The 13,823-nt window shown below is 66.5% G+C and carries 13 protein-coding genes and 1 tRNA gene; 4 read left to right on the top strand and 10 right to left on the bottom strand.

The annotated features are described in order from the left end of the window. Window positions 1-2 precede the first annotated feature (2 nt). Complete coding sequence (locus ACQ1W9_RS05645) at window positions 3-644, bottom strand: NUDIX domain-containing protein (RefSeq protein WP_431025734.1); 642 nt, start codon at window positions 642-644, stop codon at window positions 3-5. 351 nt (window positions 645-995) lie between these two features. Continuing rightward, window positions 996-1,628, bottom strand: coding sequence for a tetratricopeptide repeat protein (locus ACQ1W9_RS05640; RefSeq protein ID WP_431025733.1), 633 nt, complete (start codon window positions 1,626-1,628; stop codon window positions 996-998). Between the two features lie 153 nt (window positions 1,629-1,781). On the opposite strand from ACQ1W9_RS05640, the gene greB reads away from it, so the two are divergent. Next, window positions 1,782-2,315 (top strand): transcription elongation factor GreB, encoded by a 534-nt coding sequence (greB, locus tag ACQ1W9_RS05635; protein ID WP_431025732.1) that lies wholly within the window; start codon window positions 1,782-1,784, stop codon window positions 2,313-2,315. Window positions 2,316-2,462: 147 nt separating this feature from the next. Here greB and ACQ1W9_RS05630 read toward each other — a convergent pair whose 3' ends face one another. From ACQ1W9_RS05630 to ACQ1W9_RS05620, 3 genes are read right to left on the bottom strand one after another with little or no spacing between them, the layout of a single operon-like run. Beyond that, window positions 2,463-3,461 (bottom strand): methyltransferase, encoded by a 999-nt coding sequence (locus tag ACQ1W9_RS05630; RefSeq protein WP_431025731.1) that lies wholly within the window; start codon window positions 3,459-3,461, stop codon window positions 2,463-2,465. Window positions 3,462-3,466: 5 nt separating this feature from the next. Beyond that, window positions 3,467-4,249, bottom strand: a complete 783-nt coding sequence (locus ACQ1W9_RS05625) for a methyltransferase domain-containing protein (protein ID WP_431025730.1) — start codon at window positions 4,247-4,249, stop codon at window positions 3,467-3,469. Window positions 4,250-4,282: 33 nt separating this feature from the next. Further along, window positions 4,283-5,863, bottom strand: coding sequence for an amidase (locus ACQ1W9_RS05620; RefSeq protein ID WP_431025729.1), 1,581 nt, complete (start codon window positions 5,861-5,863; stop codon window positions 4,283-4,285). 163 nt (window positions 5,864-6,026) lie between these two features. Here ACQ1W9_RS05620 and ACQ1W9_RS05615 point away from each other — a divergent pair, with 163 nt between their 5' ends. Together ACQ1W9_RS05615 and ACQ1W9_RS05610 are read left to right on the top strand one after the other, a co-directional pair. Further along, window positions 6,027-8,117: a putative bifunctional diguanylate cyclase/phosphodiesterase gene (locus tag ACQ1W9_RS05615; protein WP_431025728.1), complete on the top strand. Its 2,091-nt coding sequence runs from the start codon at window positions 6,027-6,029 to the stop codon at window positions 8,115-8,117. Between the two features lie 35 nt (window positions 8,118-8,152). Beyond that, a tRNA-Arg gene (locus ACQ1W9_RS05610) sits at window positions 8,153-8,229 on the top strand. Between the two features lie 687 nt (window positions 8,230-8,916). On the opposite strand, the gene ACQ1W9_RS05605 is transcribed toward ACQ1W9_RS05610, so the two are convergent. Together ACQ1W9_RS05605 and ACQ1W9_RS05600 are read right to left on the bottom strand one after the other, a co-directional pair. Beyond that, window positions 8,917-9,249: a hypothetical protein gene (locus tag ACQ1W9_RS05605; protein WP_431025727.1), complete on the bottom strand. Its 333-nt coding sequence runs from the start codon at window positions 9,247-9,249 to the stop codon at window positions 8,917-8,919. A gap of 66 nt (window positions 9,250-9,315) precedes the next feature. Continuing rightward, the gene (locus tag ACQ1W9_RS05600; protein ID WP_431025726.1) at window positions 9,316-9,717 is read right to left on the bottom strand and encodes a phage late control D family protein; all 402 of its coding nucleotides are present in this window, start codon (window positions 9,715-9,717) and stop codon (window positions 9,316-9,318) included. A 123-nt stretch (window positions 9,718-9,840) separates the two neighbouring features. On the opposite strand from ACQ1W9_RS05600, the gene ACQ1W9_RS05595 reads away from it, so the two are divergent. Then, window positions 9,841-10,053, top strand: a complete 213-nt coding sequence (locus tag ACQ1W9_RS05595; RefSeq protein ID WP_431025725.1) for a hypothetical protein — start codon at window positions 9,841-9,843, stop codon at window positions 10,051-10,053. Window positions 10,054-10,205: 152 nt separating this feature from the next. Here the strand turns inward: ACQ1W9_RS05595 and ACQ1W9_RS05590 are convergent, their stop codons facing one another. The 3 genes from ACQ1W9_RS05590 to ACQ1W9_RS05580 form a co-directional block, all read right to left on the bottom strand. Then, on the bottom strand, window positions 10,206-11,243 hold the full coding sequence (locus ACQ1W9_RS05590) for a hypothetical protein (RefSeq protein WP_431025724.1): 1,038 nt from the start codon (window positions 11,241-11,243) through the stop codon (window positions 10,206-10,208). Window positions 11,244-11,390: 147 nt separating this feature from the next. Beyond that, a complete protein-coding gene (locus ACQ1W9_RS05585; RefSeq protein ID WP_431025723.1) occupies window positions 11,391-12,401 on the bottom strand; it encodes a porin in 1,011 nt (336 codons plus the stop codon). A 358-nt stretch (window positions 12,402-12,759) separates the two neighbouring features. Further along, window positions 12,760-13,818, bottom strand: a complete 1,059-nt coding sequence (locus tag ACQ1W9_RS05580; RefSeq protein WP_431025722.1) for a ProQ/FINO family protein — start codon at window positions 13,816-13,818, stop codon at window positions 12,760-12,762. Window positions 13,819-13,823 lie beyond the last annotated feature (5 nt).

Here is a 13,823-nt window from a genome sequence, read left to right as displayed (position 1 = left end):
CGTTACCTCCGTGCTCGCAATGCGGCCCGCTCCCGCGCCAACCAGTGGAAGGCGATCAGGCACATGGCGTTGTCGAGTCGTCCGGCCTCGAGGAGTTCCCAGGCCTCGCCGAAGGGTAGCACATGTACCTGGATATCCTCGTGCTCGCTGTCCAGGCCGTGCACGCCCCCCAGGCCGCGGCTGTCGGTCAACCCCAGGTAGAGGGTGACCCGCTCGTTGCAGGCACCGGGGCTGGGGTAGTAGGTATGCAGCTCGATCAGCTCGTCGAGGCTGCAGCCCGCCTCTTCGAGGGCCTCGCGGCGGGCCACCTCGGCGGGGGCCTCCCCTTCCTCCACCAGGCCGGCCACCGGTTCCAGCTTCCAGGGGCCCAGGGGGTCATCCAGGGCGCCGGCACGCAACTGCTCCACCAGCACCACGCGATCGCGCTCCACGTCATAGGGCAGCACGCCCACGGCGTCCCGGCGCACATGCACCTCGCGCCGGATGGCGGGGCTCCAGCCGCCCTGGAAGAGACGATGGCGCAGGGTGCGCTCCTCCAGGCGGAAGAAGCCCTGATGCAGGCAAGTGGTCTCCAGGCGCTCCACATCAGTATTGCCGAAGCGGGGCCTGAGCAGGGTCAAGGATCGGTCGCCGGAATCGGCCATGACACCTCCGGGGTCAGCGAAGGGGCCATTATCCGGTCACCGGGCGGGAATGCCAACCGCCGGGGCGGCAAGGCTCACCCTGGCAGGCCTCGCGGTAAGTGACGAGGCAGAGGCGGTAGACCGGTGAGCGGATGAAGCGACCAGAGATGACGATGACCGTCTCACTTCTCGCCAGGATGAAACCCTGACGCTTCGCTCGCGACTGACGCGTCGGAGCGGACCGAGGTCCCTCTCGCCACTCCTAAATCGACATCCCTGTCGATTTCCGCGAGTCGCTTGCTACTCGTCAGCATCCTGGCGACGTCGTTGCGCCGGCCATCGTCTTATCGAGCGGCTCACCTATCGGGAAATTTATCCCTCGAGGCGACGCAGCAAGGCTCGGGCCTGGGTACGCAGGGCCTCGTCGGAGGCCTGGCGCTCGGTGCGCGCCTCGCCCTCCAGGGCACGGCGGGCGTGTTCTCTGGCCTGGGCCGCCTGTCCCGATTCGGCGAGAAACTCGGCATAGTAGAAGTTGACGTCGATGCCCTGGGGGCGAATCGCCAGGGCCCGCTGGAACATCGCCTCGGCGGTGTCGTCATCACCGAAACCGATCAGCCCGCCCGGCACCCGATCGTAAAGCGCGCCCAGGGTCACATAGGCGGAACCATTGAGGCCCTGGGGGTCGAGTTCGATGGCCCGCTCCAGGGCCTCCCGGGCGCCGCGGGCCCGGTTCAGGGCGCCCAGGCCGCCCCGCTCCCGAGCCTCGGAGGCGAGGATAATGCCCTGCCAGGTCAACAGCTCGGCGGCCTCGGGGTACTGCCCCACCAGGGTCTCGGCCCGCTCGGCCAGGGCCGCCAGGGCGTCGCGCTGCTCGCCGGGCTGGGTGGTGATCCGCTCCCACTGCTGTCGCAGCTCGGCGGCTTCCTGCTGCTGGGCGATGGCCGGCGGCGAGAGGGTGAGGCTTAGCCCCAGGGTCAGGGCGGAGAGGGCGTGACACTTGCGCATGGTCGAACTCCTTGCTTGTTATTGTGGCGATGACTCACTCGGCACTCTAACGAACGTTTGAATCACACCCTAGCCCACCAAAGTCGTAGGCGCCCCTTGGCGGCGTCGGACCGGCGCAGTATGGTCGCAGCAATAGTTCCAAGGAGAGCCCGCATGAAAGGCCGCAATATGACCCGCTGGCGCGATCCGGCCAAGGACCCGCGCCAGGAGCCCAAGAGCCACCTGATCACCGCCGAGGGCGCCGAGCGCCTGCGTGGCATCCTCGACCACCTCTCGCGGGTCAAGCGCCCGGCCCTGTCGGCCAAGGTGGGCGAGGCGGCAGCACTGGGCGATCGCAGCGAGAACGCCGACTACACCTACAACAAGAAGGAACTCAACCGGGTGATCGCGCGGATCCGTTACCTGACCAAGCGCCTCGACGAGCTGCAGGTGGTGGATCGCCTGCCGGCGGACACCTCCCGGGTCTACTTCGGCGCCTTTGTCACCCTGGAGGACGATGACGGCGAGGAGATGACCCTGCGTATCGTCGGCCACGACGAGACCGATACCGCCAAGCGCTGGATCAGCATCGACGCGCCCCTGGCCAAGGCGCTGCTGGGCAAGGAAGAGGATGACGAGGTAACGGTGGCCGCCCCCGGCGGCGAGACCACCTATCTGATTACCGAGATCCGCTACCGGGAGCCATAACTCGCAGACGAGACCCCGGGGCTAACCTGGGGACAGGCCGTCGCGGGGCGCGGTAAACCCTTCCCTGGGCGCTACTTTTGCCTTCCCTGGCAAAAAACCCCCGCTCGGCCCTGCCCCCAGCGCCCCTTAGCCACGCCCAGGGTCAACTCAGCGCTTGATGGCCCGATAGACCCGGAAACGGCAGTCGTCGGCGAGGATCTCGAAGCCGCCGAAGCTGGCCTCCAGCAGGTCGGGATAGGGCAGGAAGGCATTGGCCACCAGCCACAGCTCGCCGCCGGGCGTGAGATGCTCCGGCGCCTCGCGAATCAGCCGCCCCGCCGGCCCATAGTCGATGGCCCGCTCCTGGTGGAAGGGCGGGTTGCTGATGATGCGCTCGAAGCATGCCCCCTCGGGAAGCCCCGAATAGACGTCCCCGGCCACCACCTCCCCGACCAGGTCGTTGGCGGCCAGGCTGCGCCGGGTCGCCTCCACCGCGAAGGCGTTGATGTCGGTGGCACTGACCCTGGCTCCGCGGCGGGCCAGCCAGCAGGCCAGGATGCCGTCGCCGCAGCCCATGTCCAGGGCGCGCAAGGGCCCCTCGGGCAGGCGCGGCGCCAGGGTCTCCAGCAGTAGCCGGGTGCCGTCGTCTAGCTTGCCGTGACCGAAGACTCCCGGGTGGCTATGCAGGGTCAGTCCCTCGGCCTCGAAGCGCTGCCAGGCCAGGTCCGGGTCGAGGGCCACCCGCCCCACCCGGGTCTCGAAGAGGCTGCAGCGCCTGGCGCTGTCGCGCTTGCGACAGCCCAGTCCCAGGGCCGCCAGCACCTTGAGCACCCGCTTGATGCCGCCGTTGTTCTCCCCCACCAGCCACAGGGGCGTGCCCTCGGGCAGGCGCTGGCAGAGCGACAGCAGCCACCACTCCCCCAGGGCATGGCTCTTGGGCCAGAACAGTACCGCCCCCGGCACCTCGCCCAGGGGGGCGGTCGAGAAGGGGTCATGGACCACGCCGCCCCGGGCGCGCCAGTCGGTCGACTGGGCCGCATCGCCACTGAGCAGGGCGGCGTCTCGCGGGGACAGCCAGGCGTCCCGGGGTGGGGCCACCCAGAGCCAGTGGCGGTAGTCCTGCTCCTGGCGTTCAAGGAGTTGGCAGACGGGGGTCTCGGCGGGCATGGCGGTCACTCGGGTTTGTGCAGGGTATAGAGCAGGTAGCGCCCCAGGCGCCAGTGAGGCTCGACGTCGCAGTAGCGGCGCTCCAGCGCCAGCAGCTGCTCCAGCTGCGCCTCGTCGGGATGGCGCTCGCGCAGGTAGTCCTGGAAGACGCGGATCCCCGCCACGGCGGTGATCTCGAGCCCCTGGGCCTCGGCCCAGGTGGCGATCTGATCATGGGTCAGCGGCGAGATGGGGGTCAGGCGCTGGCGCCGGCCGGTACCCTCCAGGCGGTCCGCCAGGGCCTTCTCCAGGTTGCCCTTGACCACATTGGAGAAGCGCAGGGCGTCCCGGTTGAAGACCATCAGCGACAACTGGCCGCCGGGGGCCAGCAGGTCCGCCAGGGTGGCCAGGGCCGCCTCGGGGTCGGCCAGCCACTCGAGCACCGCATGGCAGACGATCAGCGGCCAGGGCCCCGGGGCCGCCTCGGGCAGGCGCTGCAGGGGCTCGCGCAGGAAGTGCACCGGCTGCCCCGCCAGGGATTCCCGGGCCCGGGCCAGCATCTCCTCCGCCGGCTCGGCCAGGGTCACGTCGTGGCCACGAGCGGCGAACCAGGCGGCCATCTGGCCGAGGCCGCCGCCCACGTCGAGCAGCGGCTGGCCGCCGAGCTCGAGCTGGCGGGGCAGGCAGTGATCGAGCAGCGCCAGGCGCAGGGCGCCGCGGGGCGAACCATAGAGGCCGGCGGAGAACTTCTCGGCCAGGCCCTCGAAGTGGCGATCACCATCGGCGGAGAGGGGCGCGTCGCTGGACAAGGTGGCAGATCCTGAGGTCAAGGGGCGCCCATTCTACCCGCTGGGTGGCTCACGGCGAACCTTAGGAGCGACCGTCGACTCACCCTCATGATCGCTCTCGGGGCGCGGCTCAGGACGCACTTCCAGCGGCAGACGGCTCGCCCAGCTCACCTCCCGCTCCAACTGGGCGGCGAACTGCAGCAGGCGTCGTTCACTGCCCATGGGACCCAGGCACTGCACCCCCACCGGCAAGCCCTGCGGGGTGATATGCAACGGCAGCGACATGGCCGGCTGGCCGGTCAGGTTGGCCAGCTGGGTAAAGGGCGAGTAGCGCAGCGACTCCCGGGCCAGGGACTCGAGCCCGCCCGCCTTGAGGGCCAGGGCGGCGGCGCCGGGCAGCGCCAGCAGGCCCATCAGCGCCTCCCGCCAGCGACTCGGATAGAGACTACCGCGCCGTGGCGGCGGTGCGCTGAGCACCGGCATCAATAGCAGGTCGAAGCGACGATGGAAGGCCCCCATGGCGCGCCCCAGGGTGTTCCAGTGGCGTTTGGCCAACTCGTAGTCGCGGGCCTTGAGGTGGTGGCCGAGACGGGCGATGGCGCGGGTGGCCGGCTCGATCGCCAGCCGCGACTCCCTGACCCCGGTCTGCTCGGCGATCCATGCCAGGTCGGCACTCAGGTGCCCCAGGTAGAGCGTCAGGTAGCTGTGGGCCAGGGCCGCGCCGTCCACCGGGGGATCACTCCACTCCACATGATGCCCCAGGGCCTCGCAGCGACGTGCCGCGACCTCCAGCGCCTCGCGCACCTCGGGGTGCAGGGTCGCGCCCAGGGGGGCGCTTAGCGGCTCGCCCAGGGACACGGCGATGGTCAGCGGCTCCGGGGCACGCTCCAGGGCCGCCAGGAAGCCGCTCTCGTGGCGCACCGGATAGGGCCCGCCCTCATCCATGCCGTTGGTGGCATCCAGCAGGGCGGCGCTGTCGCGGACGCTGCGGGTCAGGGCATGCTCCACCACGGCGCCCTGCCACACCTCGCTATGGGCGGGCCCCAGCGGCACCCGCCCGCGGGAGGGCTTGAGGCCGAAGAGGCCGCACTGGCTGGCGGGAATGCGGATCGAACCGCCGCCATCCCCGGCCCCCGCCAGGGGCACCAGGCCCGCGGCCACCGCGGCGGCACTGCCGCCGCTGGAGCCCCCCGGCGAGTAGTCGCGTCCCCAGGGATTGACCGGGTGGGGAAAGGCCTTGGGCTCGGTGATGCCCATCAGCCCCAGCTCCGGGCAGCCGCTCTGGCCGAGGATCACCAGGCCGGCCTGGCGGAAGCGCTTGACCAGGGTGGCATCCGCCTCGGGCGACCAATTGGCCAGGGCGGCACTGCCGAAGCTCAGCGGCTCGTCCGCCAGTCCCATCAGCAGGTCCTTGGTCAGGAAGGGCACCCCGGCAAAAGGCGCGCGCGGCTCCACCTCACCGGCCTCATGACGGGCCCGCTCGTAGCGCCGGCGTACCACCGCGCCCAGTTGGGGATTGTCCAGTTCGATGGCGGTACAGGCCGCCTCGAAGACCTCCTCGCGACTGACCTCGCCGCTGCGTATCAGGGCCGCCAGCCCCAGGCCGTCATGGTGACGGTACTCATGATCCTTCATTGCCCTTCCCTTGCCTCCGCCCGAGCCATCAGCATGATCGAATAGATCAGATGATCAAGTCGTTATCGAAGAAAACGCCAGATAACATTAAAGCTACAATGACATACCGCCGATAACACCTTACCCCCGACTCAGGCCATTGCATCACCCAGGGAGAGACCTCTTGAGCCCATTCCACGGCGACCTCGGCACGCTGCTCGACTTCCCCAGCCTGGCGATCTGCATCAGCGAGGGCGATACCCTCGGCGGCCGACTGGCCTATGTCAATCACGCCTTCGAGCGCCTCACCGGCTACGCTCGCGAGGAGCTGCTGGGGGGTCGCTGTCCGCTACTGGCTTCCGAGGGACTGGAAGAGACGCACCGCCAGGCGCTGATGAGCGCGCTGCGCAATGGCCACCCCTTTACCCTGACGCTGACCTGTCGGCGAGGGGATGGCGAGCCCTTCCGCAATGAACTGAGTCTGTCACGCCTGCGCCTCACGGATGGTCGACGCTACCTGATCGGCATCCATCGGGACGTCAGCCGACGCGAGGCGTATCAGCGTCGCCTGGAACTGGCCCAGGCGGTATTCAACAACACCCATGACGGCATCCTGGTCACCGATGCCGAGAAGCGCATCATCGATACCAACCCGGCCTTCACCGAATTGACCGGCTACCAGCGCGACGAGGCCCTGGGCAAGAAGCCCAACCTGCTCTCCTCCGGCAAGCACGACTCCGGCTTCTACGAGAGCATGTTCGCCGCGGTGGAGAGCCGTGGCTACTGGAGCGGCGACATCTGGAACACCCGCAAGGATGGCAGCCAACTGATCGAGAACACTACGATCTCGGCGATTCGCGATGAGAGCGGCCATATTGCCAACTATATCGGGGTGTTCCGCGATATCACCCAGCGTCGCCTCAACCAGGCGCGGCTCGAGCGCATGGCCAGCTACGACCCCCTGACCGGGCTGTTCAACCGGGAGCACTTCAATACCCTGCTGGAGAGCCAGCTGGCCAGCCTGGAGTATACCCAGAGCGGCCTGGCGGTGTTGTTTCTCGATCTGGACGACTTCAAGCCGATCAACGACAGCTACGGCCACGCCTGCGGCGATGAACTGCTGATCGAGATCAGCCGCCGCCTCAAGCACCTGATGCGCGCCAACGACCTCACCGCCCGCTTCGGCGGCGACGAGTTCGTGATTGCCCTGACCGGCCTGGGCACCGCCGACAAGGCCGCCAAGGTGGCCGGGAAGGTGATGGACGATATCATCCGCCCCTACCAGCTCGACAATGGCGAACTGGTCAAGGTCTCGGTATCCATCGGCATCGCCTTTACCTCCAGCCACGAGATCAGCGCCGCCCAGTTGCTGGACGCCGCCGACGCCGCCATGTACGAGGCCAAGCAGCAGGGCAAGAATCGCCTCGCCCATGCCACCGACCTGGCACGCCAGACGGAGAGCCAGGACGCCTATACCCTGGTCAAGGCAGCCTTCGAGGGCGGCCAGATCGAGCTCTTCTTCCAACCGATCCTGTCGATCCATCGCCGCAGCATCATCGGCTTCGAGGCCCTGGCCCGCTGGCGCCACCCCGAGAAGGGGATACTCGGCCCCCAGCATTTCATCGACGTGATCACCCAGTCGTCGCTGAGCCTGCCCTACGGCCGCTGGCTGATCGACGAGGCGGCCCGGGTGGCCAAGCGCTTCCATGCCGAGGGTCACGCGATCTCCATCGGCGTCAACCTCTCCCAGGATCAGATCGAGACCGGCGCCATCGTCGAATCCCTGGCCTCGGCGCGTCACCACCACGGCCTGATGCACCCCTTCCTGGTGGCAGAGGTACTGGAATCGACCCACTTCCATGACCTGGACCTGGCCTGTGGCCTGCTTCAGGAGGCCCGTAACCTGGGCGCCCAGATCGCCCTGGACGACTTCGGCTCGGGGATCTCCTCCATCACCTATGTCAGCCAACTGCCGCTGAACACCCTCAAGGTCGATCGCACCGTGACCCGCCATGTGGAGGCGCGGGAGGATCGTCGCCAGTTCGTCAGCGGGATCATCCGCATGGGCCACGCCATGGGGCTGCAGGTACTGGCGGAGGGCATCGAGAGTGAGGAGCAACTGGAGACGCTACGCCTGCTGGGCTGCGACCTGGCGCAAGGCTTTCATATCGGCCACCCCATGGCGGAGAGCGAGATCATCGAGCGCTACCTGACCCCGACGCGCCCGCCACGCTTCGCTCTCGAGGCGGAAATCGGCAGCCCCTCATGGGTTTAACTTGCCGCCCGGGATCCGTATAATCCTGGCGGCTCGCCCCCTTAGCTCAGCTGGATAGAGCAATCCCCTCCTAAGGGATAGGTCTCAGGTTCGAATCCTGAAGGGGGCGCCACGCCAACCCGCATTCTAGAGCGGTTTCTCCATCTCCCCTCCCCTGCTACTTCGTGCCGAAAACCCCACTGGACACCATGGGAAAAGCCTTATCGGCCACGTCGTTTGATCACTATCTTCAGGCTCGGATAAGGTTTAGCCGTTGCTCCCGAATCCGGGGGACATCGAAGAGGAGGGCTCGACATTGGCCAACTTTTTGAATGCCCCCCCTATGCTACCTGGTGCTGCAACAGCAGGTGTCCGGCTAAGGGGGATAAGCAACAGGGGGATAAGCAACAGGGGGATAGCAGTCGGGGAGCTCCTGGGGACCACCTCAGTAATGGCAAGTAGCTGACCAAGCCAAAGCCCATCCCAGCCACTGAGTTGCAGGTCAGTGGTCAGGCTGCGAAAAGCGGGTGATGTCGGACAGAAGCCAGGAGGGCAAGGCCCAGAATGGCGGAACAGCATCAGCTCCTGCCTGCCTCCGCTATCAATCATGCCAGCGGGTGTAGCTCAATGGTAGAGCCGCACCAACGCCGTTTTCCCTACCTTTTCAGTGCCCTGCATTACTCACCGTCTGAGATTTGGGCGATTGTCTAACGGCTTGCACCAGTGGCCGTTGAGCGAACGATAACGCCCCACTCATGCCGCGGGCACGAAAAAGGCACCGCCCTGGGCGCCCTCCTAGTTCACGACTAGCCCCGCTCGATCAGTCGTAGCTGAACTGGCTCCGACTCTCGGATGCCGACATCTCCATATCCACACAGCCCTGCAGGGTGCTGTAGCTACCAGAGCCGCCAACGCTGGCCACTCGATCACAGTGGCTACGAGTGCGCGCCGGAATGGAGCCCCAGTTCCCCCTCAAGCCGTTATAGGCAGCCTGCTCCATATCGATGCAGCCGTTATAGACCATGTTGCTGAAGTCGCCGCCGACGCTGGCCACTCGCTCGCAGTGGTTCTCCACATCGTAACGCGGCATCTCCTGGGCTTGGCCAACGAGGGGCAAGGCCAGCAGTGCCAACCCGGTGATCAACTTGCGCATGCGCGACTCTCCTTGTTGAGTGATGAGACAGAATCAGCTTATACAGCGTCCCCGATGGATGCCAGGCTATGGCAGCTCGGCCTGTATCCGGCAGCGGTAGCCGGAATCGTCCAGTTGGTGCTCCACGCTGGTGTTCAGCCACTCGCCATCCGCGCCTTCGCAAAAGCCCTCCAGCACCAGGCGGCCCTCGGCCATCAGGCGCGAGTCGCCCGGCAGCGTCAGGTCGAGGCGTTGCTCCCCACGCTGCCCGCGGCGCAGCTCATCCTGGGCGGCGGCCCGGGCCACCGCCTCGTCTGGGTAGGTGGTCGCCAGGCGGTTGACCGGCTCGCCCTCTCCCACCACTACCTCTATGGTCTCGGCGGCATCGGTATCGTGCCAGCGTGCCACGACGCTGCCGGCGGATTGCCGCTTCGAGAGCTTCATGCGCCCCTGGCTGACCATGTCCGGGGTGAGGGTTACCGTAGGCAAGGGCGGAGCCTCCGGCGTGGCGGCCCGGGAGCTGCCACGACGCGAGATGACCAGCCGGCCACCGGCGGCACCCTGGGCATCACCGCCGCCGCCGGCCCCGGCAATGTCACCCTGGGCTATGGCGTGGCCCAGGCCGACCTGGACGAGGCGGTCGCCGCCGGCGCCCTGAGCGGCGGCGCCAACGAGACCTTCGAGGTCGTGCACCTGAACTATATCTGGTCGCCGATCCGCAACGTCACCTACGGCATCGAGGCGGGCTATCACAGCCGCGAGGTGGTGGATGGTCGCGATGGCGACGCCCTGCGCCTGCAGGGCATGGTGCAGTACAGCTTCTAAGCCCGCGGGCCGAAAAGAGCCCCTTACCGGCTTACCGCACTTTCGATCTTGCCCCGGCCAACGGCCGGGGCTCTTTATTATTCGCCCCATACCAAAACGACGGGCCCATTGGGGCCCGTCGTCCTGTTTCTTGTGGCAGGAGCGAGGCTCGACTAGTCGAGCAGGCGCACCCGTAGCTCGTAGTTATTGACCCCGGACATGCCGGTGCCGAACTTCTGGCCCTGGACGCGAATCCGGTACTGGCCCGCAGGCAGCCGCGGTTCGATGGCCACATCGCCATCGAAGCCCTGACCGGCGCCCTCGGCCACCACGCTACCCTGGCCGTCCACCACCTCGAGCTCGATACGGTAGGTGCCCTCGTAGCCTGGCGGATAGGTCTCCGTCGCAATGGAGACCCGCCCCGCCTCGGCCATCTCGAAGTTCATGACCTCGCCCCGGGTACGGATACGCACATCGGTGGCCAGCTCGCGAACCTCGGGCTCCTCAGCGGAGGACTCGGCGGCCGCCCGGCGCTCACCAGGTTCCGCCGCCGCGACAGATGCCTCGGCGCTATCGTTCGCCGCATCGACCGAGGTGGCCGACTCGGCGCTATCGCCAGATACCTCGGCCGAGGTGGCCGCTCCCGCCGCCACGCCAGCGGCGCCCAGGCGCACCGAGCGCTCGCTGCTGCGCACGAAGGCTTCCCCACTCCCCTCGCGACGACTAAAGACCACCCCGCCATCGCCCGCGGAGACGCTGGCCCCCTCCAGGCCACGAACGGTGAGATAGAAACCATGAGCACCATGACCACGGCTACCGAACTTCTGACCTTCAACCCGAAGCTGGTATTCCCCTGGACTTAGCGCCTGACGCAGCGCCAAGGCCTCGCCCCGGCCCTCGAAACGCGCCACCACTTCGCCTTGGCTATCCAGCAGCACCAGGCGCAGCCGATAGTCGGGGTCGCCCCCTCCCACCAGCTCGCTACGCAACTCATAGGTGCCCTCCTCGGCCACCTCAAAGGCGTGCCCCTGCTCGCTACCGAAGTTGAAGGTGCGGCTGCGGGCGTCGTTTTCGGCGTTGAAGAAGCCGGTGAGGTCGAGCTGGCGCCCCTCCTCGCGGAAGCGCTGCTCCATGGTGCTCTGGGCCAGGGCCGACTCGCTGACGGCGAGCCCCGCCACCACCAGGGCCATCGCAATCTTGGAAACGTTCATGGGACTCCTTGTTACTGGCTATCGGAACCGCTTTCCTGTGCTAGCGAGGTTACCACGCCAGCCAAGCATCCCGATAAAAAAAGCCGACCCCTGAGGGTCGGCTTTCGATCGTTCCGTCGAATCATCTGGCCTGGGCCAGAAGGCGACTTAGAACAGGTAGGTCACACCCACGGCAACGCCATCGCCTTCGTCGTGGTCGCGGTCACGTACCGCACCCTCGACGAAGGTATACATGGCATCGGAGATGTTGTAGGTAGCGCCCAGCACGACTTCGTTGCGCTCGTCGGCCTCGGCCTCGTTGTCAACGTACTGGTAGGCGCCGTAGACGTCACCCATGCCATAGCCGTAGCGGGCGCTCAGGGCATAGAGGTCAACGTCGGCGTCGACGAAGTCGCTATCGAAGTGCTCGACCTTGGCGGCCAGGCGCAGGCTATCGATGGTGTACTGAGCGGTCACGCCGTACTGCTCACCGAAGTTACCGTTGTTCTGGAAGGCGTCGGCGAAGTTATCCAGGTCGTCGTAGACGGCGGCGATGGAGAAGGCGCCCACGGTGTACCTGGCACCGGCGAAGAAGGAGGCATTACCGGAATCGGTAACGTTCTCGGCCTCGGCCTCGCCCTTGTACTGGGTGCCCAGGGCAAACTGGAAGCCGCCGAAGACCGGAGAGGTATAGGTGACCTTGTCGCCCTCGTTAATGCCACCGACACCAACGAGGTTAGCTTCGGTGCTGGAGTCGCTGACATCGAAGAATTCGTTGTTGGTGATCGGATCCTGAATCCAGTCATCGATCAGGGCATCGTAGGAACCCAGACGAACATCACCGAAGTCGCCGCGCAGGCCGAGATAGGCCTGGTCACCAGTGTTGATACCGCCAGCAGTCTTCTCTTCGTCGGCATCGTGTTCCCACTCGGCCTTGAAGTAGCCGACCAGGCCCGGGTTGATCACATGCTCGCCGGCCACGCCGATGGTGGAACCGTTATCGGCGATTTCGTCGACGTTGCCGCCGATACCAGCGTCAACGCTGTAGTAAGCAAGCTGGATATTACCGTAGAGATCCAGCTTGGTACCGTCCTGGTTATAGACAGTGGCGGCCTGAGCGGAAGCGGCGGAGAGGCCCATGGCGCCGGCGATGGCAGTCGCTAACAGAGTCTTTTTCATCTCGATATGTCCTTACTAGCTTACTGTTTCGATCGTTACTGCGTAGTTGCAGTCGGCTTTCCCGGCGCCCGGCAGGAGCCCTTTCCTCGAACTCGCTGCGCCGGCTACCTGAGCAAGCCTTGTTATAGTCCAATGCTCGCAGGAGAAACCTTATACCGGGAATTTAGAGAACGCAACAAGAAAAAACACTGTTTTCCTATCGCTAATCCGCGGATCACGGAACTTCCCTCGTTCGCCATGGTCGCCTGCGCACCCGGCCCATCATAGCCTGCCGGCCCCGCATGACAAGCCCATGACGCTCAACGCTGTATTAGCCGGGACTGCGGCGCTGGGTCGCACCCTGGCCTAAGCACCAACCTCAACGACCATGCTTGGCCAATAGCGCATCCAGCTTCTGGGTGAAGCGCGCCTTGGGGTCGGACTCGCGCCCCGTCGCTTTATCGGCGCTCGGCTGCTCGTCTGACCGCCCCTTCCGGGACTCGGCGGCAGAGGACTGTCCCTTCTTGCCCGATCGCTTCTGGCCGGTGGCCGCCTTTCCCGGACCGGCCTTGCCCGAGGTCACCTTGCCGCCCTTACGCCGCTCCTTGAGGAAAGCCTCGAGCTGACGATGGGCATAGCGGGCCTCGCCCTCGGTCACGGTCCCGGCGGCCTCGCCATCCAACCCCACCCGCTGGGCCCCGGCCCGCACCGCCTTGAGGTAGCGGGGCAGATGCACATAGCAGGCCAGGGCCCGGCGCACCAACTTCTCCGGCCAGGACTCCCGGGCCAGCAGTTCCTCGTGGACACCCACCTTGAGGGGCCGGGTATGACCCTTGAAGAAGGCCTGGGGATAGCGCTGGTACCACTGGGTCAAGAGCGCCTGGGGCGAGGGCGGCGCCTCGATGGGGAGGGACTCCTGGGAAGAGAGCAATTCCTGGGAGGAGAGCGATTCCTGGGAGGAGAGCGATTCCTGGGAGGAGAGCGATTCCTGGGAGGAGAGCGATTCCTGAGAGGAGAGCGATTCCCGAGAAGAAAGCAACTCCTGTGAGGAAGGCGATTCCTGTGAGGAGAGGGAGGCCTGAGAAGAGCGCGATTCCTGAGCGGAAAGCGGCTCCTGGGGAGCCGTCGCGTCCCCATCAGTGGGGGTGACCCGAGGCGGCAACGCTTTCTCGACGCCGGCCTGGCGTTCTTGTGCCACGTCTTCTTGCGGACGCGGGCGACGCCCAATCAGCGCCGCCAGGCCCTGACTGCGCGGCACCCCCGCATCGGGCCGCTCGGCCTCGAGGCGTTGTCGCAGGGCCTGGTTATCCGCTTCCAGGCGTCGATTACGCGCCTCCAGCTCGGCGATTCGCCGCCGGGCCGCGCCGAGTTCATCGAGCCGTCGCTCGACCTGACCTTCCAATGCCGCCAGCAAGTGTCGATTCGCTTCGCTGCTCAAGACGC

The organism is Halomonas sp. H5 (genome assembly GCF_050613175.1).
In the GTDB taxonomy this organism is placed as follows: Bacteria; Pseudomonadota; Gammaproteobacteria; order Pseudomonadales; family Halomonadaceae; genus Bisbaumannia; species Bisbaumannia salifodinae.
The sequence above is the reverse complement of the archived record's forward strand: the minus strand, read 5'-3'. Positions and strand labels throughout refer to the sequence as shown.

Coding starts and splice junctions, on each gene's coding strand:
- greB (WP_431025732.1), top strand. CDS start 1,782: ATGAAAGGCCGCAATATGACCCGCTGGCGCGATCCGGCCAAGGACCCG.
- ACQ1W9_RS05640 (WP_431025733.1), bottom strand. CDS start 1,628: ATGCGCAAGTGTCACGCCCTCTCCGCCCTGACCCTGGGGCTAAGCCTC.
- ACQ1W9_RS05630 (WP_431025731.1), bottom strand. CDS start 3,461: ATGCCCGCCGAGACCCCCGTCTGCCAACTCCTTGAACGCCAGGAGCAG.
- ACQ1W9_RS05645 (WP_431025734.1), bottom strand. CDS start 644: ATGGCCGATTCCGGCGACCGATCCTTGACCCTGCTCAGGCCCCGCTTC.
- ACQ1W9_RS05590 (WP_431025724.1), bottom strand. CDS start 11,243: ATGAACGTTTCCAAGATTGCGATGGCCCTGGTGGTGGCGGGGCTCGCC.
- ACQ1W9_RS05585 (WP_431025723.1), bottom strand. CDS start 12,401: ATGAAAAAGACTCTGTTAGCGACTGCCATCGCCGGCGCCATGGGCCTC.
- ACQ1W9_RS05605 (WP_431025727.1), bottom strand. CDS start 9,249: ATGCGCAAGTTGATCACCGGGTTGGCACTGCTGGCCTTGCCCCTCGTT.
- ACQ1W9_RS05620 (WP_431025729.1), bottom strand. CDS start 5,863: ATGAAGGATCATGAGTACCGTCACCATGACGGCCTGGGGCTGGCGGCC.